This is a genomic window from Bradyrhizobium sp. 33ap4 (assembly GCF_032654765.1).
GTDB classification, from domain to species: Bacteria; Pseudomonadota; Alphaproteobacteria; order Rhizobiales; family Xanthobacteraceae; genus Bradyrhizobium; species Bradyrhizobium australafricanum.
Genome location: NZ_JAUMTJ010000025.1, coordinates 48,566 through 65,309, shown reverse-complemented (window position 1 = coordinate 65,309; position 16,744 = coordinate 48,566). Strand labels below are relative to the sequence as shown.

The 16,744-nt window shown below is 60.0% G+C and carries 16 protein-coding genes; 1 reads left to right on the top strand and 15 read right to left on the bottom strand.

Features of this window, described 5'->3' with window-relative positions:
- Positions 1–13 precede the first annotated feature (13 nt).
- The 15 genes from nifD to Q2M23_RS20485 all read right to left on the bottom strand — a co-directional run bounded on the left by nifD (position 14) and on the right by Q2M23_RS20485 (position 16,355).
- On the bottom strand, positions 14–1,516 hold the full coding sequence (gene nifD / locus Q2M23_RS20555) for a nitrogenase molybdenum-iron protein alpha chain (protein ID WP_092084247.1): 1,503 nt from the start codon (positions 1,514–1,516) through the stop codon (positions 14–16).
- 273 nt (positions 1,517–1,789) lie between these two features.
- Positions 1,790–1,927 carry a hypothetical protein gene (locus Q2M23_RS20550; RefSeq protein WP_316396816.1) on the bottom strand — a complete coding sequence of 46 codons (138 nt, stop codon included), beginning with the start codon at positions 1,925–1,927 and terminating at the stop codon, positions 1,790–1,792.
- Positions 1,928–1,989: 62 nt separating this feature from the next.
- Positions 1,990–3,237, bottom strand: coding sequence for a cysteine desulfurase (locus Q2M23_RS20545; protein WP_316396815.1), 1,248 nt, complete (start codon positions 3,235–3,237; stop codon positions 1,990–1,992).
- Entirely contained in the window at positions 3,237–4,556 is a 1,320-nt protein-coding gene (gene sufD, locus Q2M23_RS20540; RefSeq protein ID WP_316396814.1) for a Fe-S cluster assembly protein SufD, read from the bottom strand. The genes Q2M23_RS20545 and sufD overlap by 1 nt, the downstream gene beginning before the upstream one ends.
- 19 nt (positions 4,557–4,575) lie before the next feature.
- Positions 4,576–5,328, bottom strand: coding sequence for a Fe-S cluster assembly ATPase SufC (gene sufC, locus Q2M23_RS20535; protein WP_057018191.1), 753 nt, complete (start codon positions 5,326–5,328; stop codon positions 4,576–4,578).
- 69 nt (positions 5,329–5,397) lie between these two features.
- Positions 5,398–6,894, bottom strand: a complete 1,497-nt coding sequence (sufB, locus tag Q2M23_RS20530; RefSeq protein WP_316396813.1) for a Fe-S cluster assembly protein SufB — start codon at positions 6,892–6,894, stop codon at positions 5,398–5,400.
- A 190-nt stretch (positions 6,895–7,084) separates the two neighbouring features.
- The gene (locus tag Q2M23_RS20525; RefSeq protein WP_057018034.1) at positions 7,085–7,279 is read right to left on the bottom strand and encodes a 4Fe-4S binding protein; all 195 of its coding nucleotides are present in this window, start codon (positions 7,277–7,279) and stop codon (positions 7,085–7,087) included.
- Between the two features lie 701 nt (positions 7,280–7,980).
- Positions 7,981–9,093: an alanine dehydrogenase gene (gene ald, locus Q2M23_RS20520; RefSeq protein WP_069279810.1), complete on the bottom strand. Its 1,113-nt coding sequence runs from the start codon at positions 9,091–9,093 to the stop codon at positions 7,981–7,983.
- Between the two features lie 204 nt (positions 9,094–9,297).
- Positions 9,298–10,344, bottom strand: a complete 1,047-nt coding sequence (gene hypE, locus Q2M23_RS20515; RefSeq protein ID WP_316396812.1) for a hydrogenase expression/formation protein HypE — start codon at positions 10,342–10,344, stop codon at positions 9,298–9,300.
- Positions 10,341–11,483, bottom strand: a complete 1,143-nt coding sequence (gene hypD, locus Q2M23_RS20510; RefSeq protein ID WP_092090201.1) for a hydrogenase formation protein HypD — start codon at positions 11,481–11,483, stop codon at positions 10,341–10,343. The genes hypE and hypD overlap by 4 nt, the downstream gene beginning before the upstream one ends.
- Complete coding sequence (locus Q2M23_RS20505) at positions 11,480–11,716, bottom strand: HypC/HybG/HupF family hydrogenase formation chaperone (protein WP_081334788.1); 237 nt, start codon at positions 11,714–11,716, stop codon at positions 11,480–11,482. The genes hypD and Q2M23_RS20505 overlap by 4 nt, the downstream gene beginning before the upstream one ends.
- A 1-nt stretch (position 11,717) precedes the next feature.
- Positions 11,718–13,973: a carbamoyltransferase HypF gene (gene hypF / locus Q2M23_RS20500; protein WP_316396811.1), complete on the bottom strand. Its 2,256-nt coding sequence runs from the start codon at positions 13,971–13,973 to the stop codon at positions 11,718–11,720.
- Positions 13,970–14,929, bottom strand: a complete 960-nt coding sequence (gene hypB / locus Q2M23_RS20495; protein ID WP_253588077.1) for a hydrogenase nickel incorporation protein HypB — start codon at positions 14,927–14,929, stop codon at positions 13,970–13,972. The genes hypF and hypB overlap by 4 nt, the downstream gene beginning before the upstream one ends.
- A complete protein-coding gene (hypA, locus tag Q2M23_RS20490) occupies positions 14,929–15,270 on the bottom strand; it encodes a hydrogenase maturation nickel metallochaperone HypA (protein ID WP_092090203.1) in 342 nt (113 codons plus the stop codon). Before hypA ends, hypB begins: the two co-directional genes overlap by 1 nt.
- A gap of 2 nt (positions 15,271–15,272) precedes the next feature.
- Positions 15,273–16,355: a hypothetical protein gene (locus Q2M23_RS20485; RefSeq protein ID WP_092090204.1), complete on the bottom strand. Its 1,083-nt coding sequence runs from the start codon at positions 16,353–16,355 to the stop codon at positions 15,273–15,275.
- A 65-nt stretch (positions 16,356–16,420) separates the two neighbouring features.
- Here Q2M23_RS20485 and Q2M23_RS20480 point away from each other — a divergent pair, with 65 nt between their 5' ends.
- Positions 16,421–16,600 (top strand): hypothetical protein, encoded by a 180-nt coding sequence (locus tag Q2M23_RS20480; RefSeq protein ID WP_143029819.1) that lies wholly within the window; start codon positions 16,421–16,423, stop codon positions 16,598–16,600.
- The last annotated feature ends 144 nt before the right edge of the window (positions 16,601–16,744 follow it).

Here is a 16,744-nt window from a genome sequence, read left to right as displayed (position 1 = left end):
AACCAAGTGCTTGTTATTCTGCAGCCAAGAGCTTCGGCTTCGCAGCTTCCTTCCAAGGAGCCTTCATCTTCTTCCAGATCGGCGAGTTGACCGCCATGTCCATGTCCCGCGCGAAGATCGCAAAGCCGTCATAGCCGTGGTATGGGCCAGAATAGTCCCAGGAATGCATCTGCCGGAACGGGACACCCATCTTTTGGAAAACGTATTTCTCCTTGATGCCCGATCCAACCAGATCGGGCTGGAGCTTTTCGACGAAGCGCTCGAACTCATAGCCATTGACGTCGTCGTAGATGAGCGTGCTGTCCTTGACGTAATGCTGAGCGGTGCGCTGATAGTCGTCGTTGTGGCCGAACTCGTATCCGGTGCCCACGACTTCCATGCCGAGATCCTCGTACGCGCCAATCACATGACGCGGCCGAAGCCCGCCGACGTACAGCATCACCGTCTTGCCCTCTAGGCGGGGGCGATATTTCGCGATCACAGCGTTCACCAGCGGTTGGTATTTTTCAATCACCCGCTCGGCGCCTTCCTTGATCCTGTCGTCGAAATAGCCCGCAATCTTGCGCAGCGATTCTGCGATCTTTGACGGTCCGAAGAAGTTATACTCGCACCAGGGAATACCGAATTTCTCTTCCATGTGGCGGGAGATGTAGTTCATGGAACGGTAGCAATGCAGAATATTGAGCTTTGCCTTCGGCGTCGCTTCGAGCTCAGCGAGTGAACCATCGCCGGACCACTGCGCAATCACCCTCAGGCCCATTTCCTCCAGCAGAATTCGCGACGACCAGGCGTCGCCGCCGATATTGTAGTCTCCGATGATCGCAACATCGTAGGGGGTCGATTCGAACTTTGGTTTGTCGTCGGTCTCGAGCTTGTCGAAAATCCAATCGCGCACCGCGTCGTTGGCAATGTGGTGGCCAAGCGATTGCGACACGCCGCGAAAGCCCTCACAGCGGACGGGCACGATGGTCTTGCCGCCGTATTCCTTGGATTTTGCTCTCGATACGGCCTCGATGTCGTCCCCGATCAGTCCGATTGGGCATTCCGATTGGATTGTGATGCCGTTGTTGAGCGGAAACAGCTCTTGGATTTCGTCAAGGATTTTGATCAGTTTCTTGTCGCCACCAAATACGATGTCCTTTTCCTGGAAGTCGGAGGTGAATTGCAGGGTCACGAAACTATCGACGCCCGTTGTGCCAACGTAATAGTTACGACGCGAGCCCCACGAATACTGGCCGCAGCCAACCGGGCCATGGCTGATATGGACCATATCCTTGATCGGTCCCCAGACCACCCCCTTGGATCCTGCATAGGCACAACCTCTGATCGTCATCACACCGGGTATTGATTTGATGTTGGACTTGACCCCGCAGTCGGACTTGCCGGCTTGGTGAACGTTGAGGTGCTTGGCACGCCGTTTCGCGGTCTTCTCCGGATAGACTTTCAGCACCTCCTCGATCAGCTCTTTGTTGCGAGCCTTGATTTCTGCAATGCTCTGGGTCGTAGCGAGACTCATGCTTATGTCCTTCAAGGGTTAGCTGTTGGAGAGCGGCTTGCTGTCCAAGACTTTTGCAACGAGCATGCCAGCCCGTCGCGTGCGCAAAAACTGGAGTAAATAAAAGCGGTTAGCGCACTTCGCCCCGTGGGGCTGATTGTTGTTGCGAACGCGACATCGCACTTTGCACGGGGACTTCTTCGTTAGCCCTGTTCGAAATGGAACAAGTGCCGGTTATGCGCGAAATTGCGTCGCACAATTCTGGACGGCACGAAGTGCCGCCGATTGCAGTACCTAGCGATCACGCTCGCCGGGACAGCCGCTAACACGGAAAACAGGCAGGCTGAGCGGCTCCGGCTTGCCAATACCATCCATGTCTGCAGAGACTGCAGAAGCTTTACCCTCAGCAATGACGATGACGTCCTTGTGCATGACGTCATCGCCCCCGAGATCGACGCAAGCTGCCTACGCCTAGACGTGGCAAGCTCGCCGGTTCACGATAATAGCTGCCGCGCCTTGGTGAGCGCGCTTACGAGCGTATCAATCTCTTCGTATGTGTTATAGAGGCCGAAGGACGCACGGCACGTCGCCAGAACGCCGAAGCGCTTGAGCAGCGGCATCGCGCAATGGGCCCCCGCCCGCACCGCTACACCTGCGCGGTCGACAACGGTGGCAATATCATGCGCATGCGCACCCTTCATATCAAAGGAGATAATTGGCCCCTTATCGGCCGGTGTCCCGATCATGCGCAGGGAGTTGATGTCCCCCAGCTGCTGCTGTGCGTAGGCAAGCAACGCACTCTCGTGCTCGCGGATCTGCTCCTTGCCTATGGAATTGATGTAATCCACAGCCGCCCCGAAACCGACCGCCTCAACGATCGGTGGCGTACCCGCCTCGAACCGGTGCGGCGGATCACCATAGATGACGCCGGCACGTGACACCTCACGGATCATCTCGCCGCCGCCATTGAAGGGTGGCATCAACGCCAGATGCTCAGATTTGCCGTAAAGCAGTCCGATACCCGTCGGACCATAGAGTTTGTGGCCCGTCATCACATAGAAATCGCAATCGATATCGCAGACGTCGGCGTTCAGATGGACGCCTCCTTGCGAACCATCGATCAGCACCGGGATACCACGCGCGTGCGCGATACTCACCACATCCTTCACCGGCACAACGGTCCCGAGCACGTTCGACATCTGCGTGATGGCAACCATCTTGGTGCGTCGCGTCAGGAGCTGCTCGAATGCATCGAGCAGGAAGTTGCCGTCATCATCGACTGGCGCCCATTTGATCACTGCACCGTTCCGTTCCCTGAGAAAGTGCCACGGCACGATGTTGGAATGGTGTTCCATCATCGAGAGAATGATCTCATCCCCTGGAGTGACGCGTTCACGGCCGAAGGTCTGGGCGACCAGATTGATTGCTTCGGTAGCGCTGCGGGTGAAGATGATCTCTTCGTTTAGACGGGCGTTTACAAATCGCGCCAGCTTGGCACGGGCACCTTCATACGCCTCGGTCGCCGCGTTAGCGAGGTAGTGCAAACCGCGATGCACGTTGGCATATTCGCTGGAGTACGCCTGCATCATACGGTCAAGTACCGCCTTAGGCTTCTGCGCCGAGGCGGCATTGTCGAGATAGACCAGCGGTCTTCCATAAACTGTCATGCTCAGCGCAGGAAAGTCCGTACGCAGACGGTCAACCTCGTACCGGCCATTCTTCATCGCGGGATGCACGCTCATCACCGCGCCTGCAACCAGTGTTCAGCTTGCGCGGTCACAAAATCGCGCAGATCCTCGATACCGATTTCCTCAATCGCCTCACCCAGGAACGCTCTGATCAGCAACGCCTGCGCCTCCTTCTCGGATAGACCGCGAGCGCGCAGATAAAATACGAGAGTGTCATCCAGCGCGCCTGATGTCGATCCGTGGCCGCAAGTCACGTCGTCGGCCAAGATTTCAAGTTCGGGCTTGTTGTCGGCGCCGGCCTCGTCAGACAGAAGCAGCGCTCGCATCGTCAGCGTGGCGTCCGTCTTCTGCGCGGCAGGGCGCACGACAATCCGGCCTTGGAACACCGAATGGCCGCAATCATCTATAACCGCACGGAACTTCTCCCGGCTGGCGCAGTGGGGCACAGCGTGCTCGACGACGATTGTCGTGTCGACGTGCTGCTTGTGCCTGATGAGATTGACCCCGTTCGCCGAGAGCTTGGATCCCTCGCCGGCTAGCGTGATGAATCCCTGATAGCGACTGACCGAGCCTCCGCAGATCATGCCGAAGAGATCAAGCCTCGCCCTGGCGCCGACCGCGATGATCCCCGACGAGATATTCACCGCGTCAGCGGCATCGGCTGCCAGTCGGATATGCGAAAAGCGCGCCTCCTCACTAATCAGGGCGATTGTCGCATCGTTAGTCTGATAGCCGCTCGCGCCTTCGTTCGAGACGAAGCTTTCCAGCACGACCGCTTCTGCGCCTTGGCCGAGATGCAGATAGGAACGCGTGAAGTTGGACGCCCACGATCCGGTCGCGACGTGAACGATCTGTATCGGACGCTTTACCGCTTTGCCCTCAGCGATCGTAATCACCAAGCCATCGGTCGCCATTGCCGCGTTGAGCGAAATCATCGCATCAGTCGTCGTCGAGAGTATCAGCCCGGCCATCGCGCTGTCGGCGGAATTCTCCAGGACCTCTCGGAGCGACCGCACATCGACCCCATTTTCCAGCCTACCTACGTCGGATAGCTCGGGGGCGAATATGCCATCCACCAAGACGAGCTTGACCGCCTGCTCGACTGCCGCTCGCTTAACTGACGTCCTTGCGTGCACCAGTGCAGCCGCATTCGGTTGCGGAGCGAGTGGCTGGACCTCGCCAATCAGGGCGCGCAGATCGGTGTATTTCCAAGCCTCAACGCGCCGATGCGGGAGGCCGGCGCACTTGTAGGCCTCAAATGCCCTTGCACGGATATGAGCGACGGGCCCAGAGCCAGGCAGCCGTCCATGCGCCGCGGCGAAGACATTGTCCATTGTGCGCCCAGCGGCGGCTTTGACTACAACCTGATTCATCTGGAAACCCTTTGAGCCGTCACGCCACGTCCTCGAATTGGGCATAGCCAGAAGCCTCAAGCTCCAGTGCGAGTTCCTTGCCGCCGCTCTTTCTTACCCGCCCTTTCGACATCACGTGGACAACGTCCGGCACGATGTAGTCGAGCAGCCGCCGATAGTGAGTGATCACGATCATCGCTCGTTGCGGCGAACGCAACGCGTTGATGCCGCCCGCGACAATCCGCAGTGCATCGATGTCGAGACCGGAATCGATCTCGTCCAGGATGCACAGGCTCGGGTCGAACAGCGCCATCTGCAAAATCTCGTTGCGCTTCTTCTCACCGCCAGAAAATCCGACATTTAGGCCGCGCTTGAGCATGCCTTGCGGGATGTTGAGCGACTTAGCGACCTCGCGGACTCGTTTCGTAAAATCGGGAGTGGAGAATTCCTTTTGTGCGCGCGCCTTGCGCTGGGCGTTTAGCGCCGCGCGCAGGAAGTTCATGGTGGTTACGCCAGGGATTTCCACCGGATACTGGAAGGCAAGAAATACGCCCTTGGCAGCGCGCTCGTCTGCTTCCATCGCGAGCAGGTCGTCATCCTTGAACAGGATTTGGCCAGCGATCACCTGATAGCCGGGTTTGCCGGAGATAACGTGGCTAAGCGTAGACTTTCCGGAGCCGTTCGGCCCCATGATAGCATGCACTTCACCCGCATTGACCGTAAGATCGAGGCCGCGAAGAATTTCGCAGCCCTCGATACCGGCATGCAAATCTCGGACTTCAAGTAGCGCCATTGTGATCTGATCCTGAAATGCGTGATCCGGAACGCGCGCCGCGATCAGGAGGGCTCGCGGAACGATTAATTATCCGACGGATCCCTCGAGCGAGATCGAGATCAACTTCTGCGCCTCCACCGCAAATTCCATCGGCAATTTTTGCAGCACGTCTTTCGCGAAACCGTTGACCACGAGGCCAATGGCGTGTTGCTCGCTCAAGCCTCTTTGCGCGCAAAAGAACAGGATGTCTTCTGAGATCTTCGACGTTGTCGCTTCATGCTCGAGTATCGCCGAGGAATTCTTGGCCTCGACATAGGGCACGGTGTGCGCGCCGCATTTGTCGCCGATCAGAAGCGAGTCGCAGGCGGTGTAGTTGCGTGCGCCGGTGGCCTTGCGATGGGCGCTGACGAGACCGCGATAGGTGTTTTGCGACTTGCCGGCGGCGATGCCCTTGGAGATGATCCGGCTCGACGTGTTCTTGCCGAGATGGATCATCTTGGTGCCGCTGTCGACCTGCTGGAAGCCGTTCGAGATCGCGATCGAGTAGAACTCGCCGCTCGAATTGTCGCCGCGCAGGATGCAGCTCGGATATTTCCAGGTGATCGCCGAACCGGTCTCGACCTGGGTCCAGGAGATCTTCGAATTGCGACCACGGCAGTCGCCACGCTTGGTGACGAAATTGTAGATGCCGCCCTTGCCTTCCGAATTGCCCGGGTACCAGTTCTGCACCGTCGAATACTTGATCTCGGCATCGTCGAGCGTGACGAGCTCGACCACGGCGGCGTGCAGCTGGTTCTCGTCGCGCTGCGGTGCGGTGCAGCCCTCGAGATAGGAGACGTAGGAGGCCTTGTCGGCGATGATCAGCGTGCGCTCGAACTGGCCGGTGTTGCGCTCGTTGATGCGGAAATAGGTCGACAGCTCCATCGGACAGCGCACGCCCGGCGGCACGTAGACGAACGAGCCGTCGGAGAACACAGCCGAATTCAATGTCGCGAAGTAATTGTCCGAGGTCGGCACCACGGTGCCGAGATATTTCTGCACCAGCTCGGGATGCTCGCGGATCGCCTCCGAGATCGGCATGAAGATCACGCCGGCCGCCTTCAGCTCCTTCTGGAAGGTAGTCGCAACAGAAACCGAATCGAACACGGCGTCGACCGCGATCTTGCGGTTCGGCGTCTGCTCACCACCGGGCGGCGGCTGGACGCCCTCGAGGATAGCGACCTCGCGCAGCGGGATGCCGAGCTTCTCGTAGGTCTTGAGGATTTCCGGATCGATCTCGTCGATCGAGGACAGCGTCTTCTTCGGCTTCGGCGCCGCATAGTAGTAGATGTCCTGGTAGTCGATCTTCGGATAGTCGACGCGCGCCCAGGTCGGCTCGGTCATGGTCAGCCAGCGGCGATACGCCTCCAGGCGCCATTCCAGCATCCAGGCCGGTTCATTCTTCTTTGCGGAGATGAAGCGGACGGTGTCTTCCGACAGCCCCTTCGGGGCCTTGTCGGACTCGATCAGCGTCTCAAACCCATATCGATACTGGTCAACGTCGATGCGCCGGACGCGCTCGACCGTCTCTTGTACAGCTACCATTGCCCCCTCCGCTCGCGCACGAACAACTCCGGCCGACGACGGTCCGCCTGCGTCCCCTCCGAGCCGATCGCGCAAGTCACAGCCAACGGGGGACCAGCGAGTGAGAAAACCGGGTGACCGATCCAGATAGACACCGCCTTCGCTGGTGTCTTCATCATGTGTGCCGGAGCCCCACTCATCGGCTAGTCTCTTATGCCGGCACGCAGGTGTCGGGCACTGGGCAAACGACAGCGCATTGCGGCGCCTCAAAATGCCCCTCACATTGGGTGCACTGGGCCGGATTGATCACGTATATGTCGTTCTTCAGGCTGATCGCGGCGTTGGGACATTCGAACTCACACGCGCCGCAGACAGTGCACTGAGACGCGATTATCTTGTAGGGCATCACTGCGATTCCATAGCAAAAGTGAGGGACCGCTTCTTGCGTTCAAGTCTTATGCCAAAGAGCCTGGGCTTGATTTGTCTCGGTTATTTTCCAAAGCACTTGTCGCCGCCTCAACGGTTGTCGCAAATGCGACAATGTGCATGACGGCAGGACGCCTTAGCTTGAGCCCATGGTCGATCCGGCGGCAGTCGACCAACGAGGTCAACCGCGTCCACCGGCTGATCTTTCAGATGGCCGCGGTAGCGCAGCTACAGATCGGCACCGTCCCCTCCGAGTGCTCCGCTACTGCGTCAGGTTCGCCAGTGCCAATCATATCGGTTCTGCTGACGGACGGCGGCGGATTTAGCGACAGCGCGCTACGATGAAGAGCCGGTGCAGTCGTCACCAATCCGATGCGCATCTCCACAGCACGACCAGAAATGTCGCACTGATCGCGCAGATAGCAGATAAAAGTCGGTTTGATGATCGCGGCCCCACCGGGCGAGCCGTTGCAGGCAATACTCAATCCTATCGGATTACCCGCAGACGTGCATTCATATACCCTCTATTGGACGAACAGTTTATCTCCCATGACGCGTCGGCCTTCGCTCCGCGCTCCAGGGACATGCCAGCGGCGCTCTGCAGGTTGATAGAGCCCAAAAAAAGCCACCCCGAAGGGTGGCCCAAGTCAGGGAGGAAACGCCCGTGTGGGGCCTCTGGGATCAGGCCGCAGCCTGTTCGATCGGAGAGAAGGGGAGCCCGAGGCTCTCGGCAACCGCCTTGTAAGTGAGCCGGCCTCGATGGACATTGAGGCCCGCGCGCAGGTGCGGATTCTCGAGCACGGCGGAAAAACCCTTGTTGGCCAAAGCCAAACCAAATGGCAGAGTGGCGTTGTTCAGTGCCTGGCTCGAGGTCAACGGCACAGCGCCGGGCATATTGGCCACGCAATAATGGATGATGCCATCCACCTCGTAAGTTGGATCGGCGTGGGTGGTTGGATGCGATGTCTCAAAGCAGCCGCCCTGATCGATAGCGACATCCACGATGACCGCGCTCTTGCGCATTGAGCTCAGCATGCTCCGGCGGACCAGCTTCGGTGCGCTCGCTCCTGGAACGAGCACCGCACCAATTACCACATCGGCCGCAAATACTTCCTCCTCTACGGATTCGATGGTGGAAAACCTGGTACGAACGCGACCTTCGAATAGCTCGTCCAACTCGCGGAGCCGGGGTATCGAACGGTCGATGATGGTGACCTCCGCGCCCAAACCGACCGCCATGCGTGCCGCGTGCGTGCCAACGACGCCACCCCCGATCACCACGATCCGAGCCGGCTGAACACCGGGCACTCCACCGATTAGCAGCCCTCGTCCGCCTGCACTGCGCTTCAGCGCGCTACCCGCCGCTTCGATCGCAAGCCGACCCGCGACCTCGCTCATCGGCGCCAACAGTGGAAGGCCCCCATGAGCATCGGTTACGGTCTCATAGGCGATCGCGGTGCACCCAGATTTGAGGAGTCCCTTGGCCTGCTCCGGGTCTGGCGCCAGATGCAGGTAAGTGAAGAGGATCTGGCCCTCCCGCAGCTGGCTCCATTCGGACGGCTGAGGCTCCTTAACCTTTACGATCATCTCGCTCGATGCGAATACCTCGCCTGCAGAAGCCAGGATCGTTGCGCCGACGGCGCGATAATCGTCATCGGTTGCACCAATGCCAGCACCGGCATTGGTCTCGATCATCACGCGGTGGCCCGCTGCCACGTATTCGCGGACGGCTCCAGGGGTAAGGCCCACGCGATATTCGTGCGCCTTGATTTCCTTGGGGACCCCGACCTTCATTTGAAAACTCCCTGCCTGGAGGGGCTTTTTAATCGGAAGAGCGCAGCGATATTGCGATCCATGCGCGTATATGGCGCAGAAATTCAGCGATCTTTCGCCAGCTACGCAGGATTTCAAACCCACAGATGCGAAGTGGATTGAATGACCTGCTCTTTGAGCTTAACCGCCATTCCCGCATGCTCGCCGCAAACGGGTGCGGTGTGTTCAACAGATCCGAGGCAATTGTTCGCCCGACAACCAGTCGACAATTCGTCCGCCGCCGAAACTGGTCGCCATTTGCACAAATTCGTGTTCGTCAGCGACCGCCTCGCCAATATCGGCTGCATCGCACCCAAGTGGATGCGCCTTCATGGCTGCAAGCACGGCGTCGGCCACATCAGGCGCGACGATCGCAACGAGCTTGCCCTCATTGGCGACATGGATCGGATCAAGCCCAAGAAGCTCGCAGGCGGCCGCAACGGCGGGCTTTATGGGAATGGCCGCTTCCTGCAGACGAAACCCGAGGCCCGATTGATGAGCAATCTCGTTGAGAGCGGCGGCAAGTCCGCCCCGCGTGGGGTCACGCATCACCCGGATGCCGCGCCCACCGGCCGTCATCATGACAGCCACCAAGTCATGCAGCGATGCGGAATCCGAGATGATCTCAACTTGAAGAGCAGCGTTCTGGCGCGCTGACATGATCGCCACTCCATGGTCGCCGAGGCTGCCGGACATCAGCACGCGGTCCCCGATCCTTGCCTTGTCGGCTGAGAGATCGAGGCCATCGGCCAGAAACCCGATGCCCGTCGTAGAGATGAACAGGCCGTCCGCCTTGCCGCGCTCGACGACCTTGGTGTCTCCAGTGATGATGTAAACGCCGGCAGCGCGCGCCGCCTCGCTCATCGACTGTGCAATCGTCCTGAGATCCGAAAACCGGAACCCCTCTTCAATGATGAAGCTGGCCGATAGATAGAGTGGACGTGCGCCGGCCATCACGACATCATTGATCGTGCCGTGCACAGCCAGTGACCCGATATTGCCTCCGGGAAAGAACAGCGGCGAAACAACATAGCCGTCGGTCGTCATTACCATCCTGCCTGCCGCAACATCAAACGCCGCCTGATCATTGCAGCGGGCAAGCCATTCATTACCGAACGCTTGGTGAAAAACGCAGGAGATCAGTTGCGCCATGGCACGGCCCCCGGATCCGTGGGAAAGATCAACGCGTCCGTTGTCGACGTCGAGCTTGCCTTGATAGGCCTTTACGCTCATGACATCCGCCTCACCTGGTCATCGCGAACTCGGCCATAGGTCCAATACGCGGCACAAGCGCCTTCCGAGGAAACCATGCAGGACCCGACGGGTGTTTCTGGCGTGCAGACGGTTCCAAACAGCTTGCAATCGACCGGCCGCTTGGCGCCGCGCAGGATCGCGCAGCACTCGCATGCCGGATTGTCGGCGACACGCAGCTCGTGCATCGCAAAACGCGCCTCGGCGTCAAATCCCGCGTAAGCCCGCTTCAACTTCAGCCCACTGTTGGGGACGAGCCCAAGCCCACGCCATTCGAACTGCTCACGCAATTCGAATACCTGCGAAACCTCGTCCTTGGCGCGTCGGTTGCCTTGGCGAGTCACCGCACGGCTGTATTGGTTCTCTACCTCGTAGCGGCCTTCGTTTACCTGGCGTACCAGCATCAGGATCGCCTGCATCACGTCGAGTGGCTCAAATCCCGCGATCACGATCGGCTTGCCGAATTGCTCCGCCAGGGGCTCGTAGGGCTGCGTACCGATGATCGTGCTGACATGTGCAGGACCAACGAAGCCGTCGATTGCGACCCCGCCGATATTGCGCATCTTCGGGTTCTCGAGAATGCTGTGCATCGCTGAGGGCGTAAGCACATGGTTGCAGAACACGCTAAGGCCCCTCAGCCGCTTCTTTTCGGCAATCCGGATCATCACCGCGGTCGGCGGCGTCGTGGTCTCAAATCCGATGGCAAAGAAGACCACCTCCCGGCTTGGCACCTGTTCGGCGAGCCGGATAGCGTCGAGCGTCGAATAGACCATCCGAATGTCTGCGCCGAGCGCTTTGGCTCGCATCAGGGACTGCCCCTGCGACCCGGGCACGCGCATCAGGTCGCCATAAACGCACAGAGTGACCTCCGGCCGCTCGACGAGCCGGATCGCCATGTCAATCCGGCTGGCGGGCAGAACGCAGACGGGACAACCGGGCCCGTGGATCATACGAATGTTCGCGGGCAGCAAATCCTCGAGGCCGTAGCGGGAGATCGCATGAGTGTGTCCGCCGCAGAATTCCATGAACCTATAAGCCCGTCGCGCACCGGCTTCGGCGCCAATTGCCCGCGCGAGTCCCTGTGCGATGGTCCAGTCACGAAATTCGTCGACATACTTCATGGTCGGGGTTCCTGCCCTGCACTGCCGAGCTCCTGCAAGAGCTCCAACGTGCGCGTGGCTTCTGCCGGGTCGATCTTGGAGAGCGCATAACCGACATGGACCAGAACGCTGTCGCCGACGTCGAGCTCTTCGATGAGAGCAATCGATATTTCCAAGCTGACCCCATCGATGGACACGATCGCCATATCGTCGGGAAGAATTTTTGATACCTTTGCCGGGACCGAAAGACACATATCAGGCTACTCCTTCCAGGGCTGAAGACCGTTCAATAATCTGCAGAGCGGCAATCCACGCCTGGCCGAGGCTCAAACCTCCATCGTTGGGCGGCAGCTGCCGTGGCACCAGCGGGGTGAGGCCTGCGCTGCGGCAACCGCGCTCAATTTCATCCGCCAGCACCGCGTTCAGAAAGCAGCCGCCGCTTAGAACGATGGTATTGACGCCTGTTTTCCGTGCAGAGCGGCTGACCCAGTCAATGCAAGCGGCGGCAAAGGTGCCATGAAACAGCCCGGCTCCGTCCGCCGCGTCGATGTCGTCTGCAATCAACCGCGCAAATAACGGTCGAAGCGATAGCACGCCGCCGTCGATGGTCCAGCCGGCATCGAAAATCGCAGTCCGCCGCACCAGCGCCTCGAGCTTCATCGCGGCTTCGCCCTCATAGCTCTGCACACATGCGATTCCCAGCAGCGCTGCCGCGGCATCGAACAACCGGCCCGCGCTGGTCGTGGTGGCCCCGCCCGGCTGATCGAGCAATACCGACATGCGCTCAGCCTGCCGCTGCGCAGCAAAGCGAGGCCCGATTTCGTTACCCCGGCCGAGCGCCTGCAATATTGCGCTTGCCATACGCCACGGCTCGCGCGCCGCCCGCTCTCCACCAGGCATTTGCAAAGGCGCGAGATGCCCGATGCGTCGACACCTTGTTCCTTCGCACAGCAACAGCTCGCCACCCCAGTTACCGCCGTCGGAACCGAAGCCATGGCCGTCGAGCACCAGGGCAAGCGCCGGTCCGGCATGGCCGTGCTCAGCAATGACGGCGCCAGCGTGGGCGTGGTGATGCTGGACGGCGACAAGGGCCCGGCCGCTTGCTTCCGCAAAGCGGGTCGATGCCATATTGGGATGCAGATCATGGGCAATGACGACAGGCTCCACATCAAGGGTCGATGCGAGGTGGCGGATCGTCTCCTCGAACACACGGATACCTTCGGCGGTATCGAGATCGCCTATATGCTGGGAGACGAAGGCTTCGTTGTCCCGCGTGATGGTGACGGTCGATTTCAGCGCGCCACCGACGGCGAGCACGACCGGCACAGACCTCGCAAGCCGGATCGGTTCGGGGACGTAGCCACGTGCGCGGCGTACGAATTGGGTCCGGCCGGCCACCACCGACAGCAAGGAGTCATCGGCACGTGTCAGGATATCGCGATCATGGGTTACGACTAGGTCTGCAATCCCTTCGAGCCGCCACAGCGCCTGCGCATTGTCGATCAGGAGCGGTTCGCCGCAAGAATTGGCGCTGGTTGCGACGATGACAGGGCACGCCCCCTCAAGCCACGCTCCCGTCGAGCGAAGCGCGTGAAAGATGAGGTGATGCAGTGGCACGACCGGCAGCATGACACCAACGCGCGATAAGCCAGGAGCTATGGCGGGCGCCAGATTATTGCGCGAAGGCAGAAGGACAACGGGACGTGCTACGGATTCAAGCAGCGCAAGCTCGGCCTCATTCGCTTCTGCGATTTCGTTGACCAGCTCTGTGGAACCGACCATGACCGCGAACGGCTTCTGAAGGCGGTGCTTTCTGCTGCGCAATCGCTGCACGACGTCCTGGTTGCGTGCATCGCAGAGCAGTTGATATCCGCCGAGCCCCTTTATGGCTACGATTTGGCCGCCGGCGATCGCCGCGACAATGGCATTGATCCCATGGCTGAGCCGAGGACCGCATATCGGACACGCGATCGCCTCCGCATGAAACCTGCGGCTCGCTGGATCGGCATATTCGGCCGCGCAGGCAGCGCACAGCCTGAAAGCTTTCATGACCGTGTTGTGGCGATCATACGGAAGCTGTTCGGCGATCGTATAGCGCGGGCCGCAATGGGAACAGCTGACGAACGGATAAAGGTAATGGCGATTTTCGGGATCGAACAGCTCGCTGAGGCATTGCTGGCACGTCGCGGCATCGGCGACGATCCGCGCTGATAACTTGCCACCCTCGCTCGTGCCGATCGAAAAGCCTTTTGCCGCGAGCGCCGCAGTCTGCTGAACGCAGATGTGGTCGATGTGTGCCAGTGGGGGCAGTTCGAGCGGCAATGCGGCGACAAACTCGGGCGCGCGGCGACCCTCGACTTCGATGGTGACGCCCTCGGAGCTGTTGACGACAAACCCCGCTAATCCGTACCGCGTGGCGAGGCCATAAACGTAGGGGCGAAAGCCGACCCCTTGCACGGCCCCGCTCACGCGCACGCGCAGCCGTGTTCGGTCGCAGGTGGTGGCGCTCATCGCCTCGTGTCCTCCAAGGCGCGCCTGTGATGCGCTGCCTGCTTATCGATCCAGGCGTAGAGCCCGCCAAAACCCTCGCCGGTCCGCGCCGAAACCGTGAGTACTTCGATCTTTGGATTGACGCGTCTTGCATATTCGACGGTCTTGCCCAAATCGAATTCAAGCAGCGGCGCCAGATCAACCTTGTTGATCAGCATGAGTGAAGAAGCGCCAAATGTATCCGGATATTTGAGCGGCTTGTCTTCACCTTCAGTGGTCGACAACACCACGATCTTGCAGGCCTCGCCAAGATCGAAGGCCGCGGGACAGACCAGGTTACCGACGTTCTCGATGAAGAGGATACCGCCAATGAGCGGCGGTAGGCGGCGATAAGCCTCGCCAATCATGGCAGCATCAAGATGACAACCCTTTCCGGTATTGACTTGAATGGCTGGCACGCCGGTCGCGCGAATGCGTTCGGCATCGTTCGAGGTCTGCTGGTCGCCTTCGATCACCCCGATCGGACGGCTGCGCTTGAGCTCGGACACGGCGCGGACCAATAGCGAAGTTTTGCCTGCACCGGGACTGGACACGAGATTGAACACGAGGAGTTCATCGGCCACGAATAGCGCGCGGTTATCCGCCGCGATCCTGCTATTCTTGCTAAGGATGTCGCGCTCGATCTGAACAACCCGCTCGCGGCGCATGTCCGCGACCTTCAAGCCAGCCGGGCCGGCGCTGCAGTCCAGAATCGCTTGCCCACCATCCGCCCTCCGACGGCCAGGATGATGATCGTGATCATGGCTGTGGCGAGCATGGTTTGAACGCTGCAGGTCCTGGTCGTCATGCAGATGCGCCTCATGGCGATCGCAATCGTCCTGCACATGAGGATAGTCGCGAGCGCGGCCTTGCGCATTATGCGCTTCGGAGGGCTCGGTCGAAGGAGTCCCTTCGCTGCAGCCGCATACGCCACACATCAATCGATCTCCAGTTCTTTCACCCGCATCTCTTCGCCCGCGGTGACCTGCAACTGGTAGCTGCCGCAACTAGGACAGCTTTCACCGCGCCGTGCAATCTCGACGCTCTTCGAACAGGTCATGCACCAGGCCTCGCCGGGGCGTTCGATGATTCTAAGAGCCGCGCCCTCGGCAATGGTCCGCGTTGCGACGACACCAAAGCAGAACCTGAGCGCTTGCGGCGCGACATGGCTCAAGGCCCCGATCTCCAGACAGATGCTTCGCACCAGCGAAAACGATCGGCGATGCGCTTCTTCCTCGACGATTTCGATGATGCTCTGACAAAGCGCCATTTCATGCATCGTCAACTTTTGCGAAACTTGAGTGTGAATCCGACGCAGGGATCAAGCGATTCGATCACCGCACGAACCGCTTTCTGATGCCGTCTCGCCGTCAGCACCGCGCCCTGCAGGTTACGGACAAGCGGTCCGCGCCTATGGAAATTCCATTCCGTCGGAGCAAGAAATTCGAAGCGGTATATTTGGCCCTGAGGATCAAGCTCAACCGCGTGATAGAGGCGCCCCCTGGCGCATTCCACCGCGGCCGCTGCACGTCGAGGACCTAACCTGTAGCTTTCGACGATCCCAGGCTCCGCTGCGTCGATATGAGCACCTGACTTGAGCCAATCGCATAGCCGAACGATCTCTGCAATTCTGGCCTTCAGCCGCTCAACCGGACCGGACCGCCCCAGCCAGAGCCGCTCACGCGTCATTTGGCGCGCCCATGGACCTGTCTCGGGCGCACGGCCCCCAAGGTCGGGACAATGGCAAAATGTCGGGTCATCGCCGAGCAGCCGTTCAACGATGTTGCGGTCGTCGGCGACGGACAGGAACGAGTGCGCGATCCGGATGGACTTCAAGTCGACCTCATCAAGCGCTGCAATGCAAAGCGCGGACGGGCTACCGGGCCTTGGCACGCCATCTTCATTCGGCATGCCAAGTGCAGTGAGCGCAGCAACAATCTGAGCTATCGCTTCGCGTCGAGCAGAGCCGCGAGCTGGCCGGGCGCTGCCGACAAGCATGGACAATGCCCGTATTAGGGACCGGATCGCCGCCGCACTGGCGTTCGGCGTAGGATGCGCGACAAAGAGAGCCCGCAGCAATTCTGAGATGCGTTCGGCAACGACCATGATCATACGACGCTGCTTTGTCGCGAGGATGATCTCTTCGTCACGCGCCGCTTCGATCGCGGACAGCAATGCGGCCTGCTGCGCAGCAGCACATAAGGTGAAGAGCTGCGGCAGCGCATTGAGCAACGACGATGGCGGTTTGCCGGCAAACAGCCGCGCCAGCGGCGGCCTGGCTCGCGGCAGGATCTCGACCGCGGCGATGACGTCGGCAGCAAGCGATATGGTGACATCGATTTTGTTGCGGGCGATAAGGCTCATGCGCACCGGTCCGCCATCATCTCGCGCAAGAAATGCCGGCGATTGATCAAACGAAGATGTGATGCTTGGAAATGACGTTGCGTTCGGCGGTCGTCCGGCCACACCATGGCAGGGACCGCTACTTCGGCAATGGCGCCACCCATGTCTTCGCCTGCGGAACTCGCCGAGAGCAGGAAGCAACAGGTGCTCGAGCTCAATGGCGCGATTTCGCTGAAAACAAGTTCAACGTCGCCGGATCGAACTGAGCGCAGGTTCGAGCTCTGCCCAGCATGCCGTGAGCAGGTGCCGTTGCCCAGGCAGACGGCCACCTTCATGGCCCAAGGCGCGCCCATTACGCTATCGCCCCTGCCTTCCGCGCGTGCGAAACCCGATCGCGTCGACCCTGGACA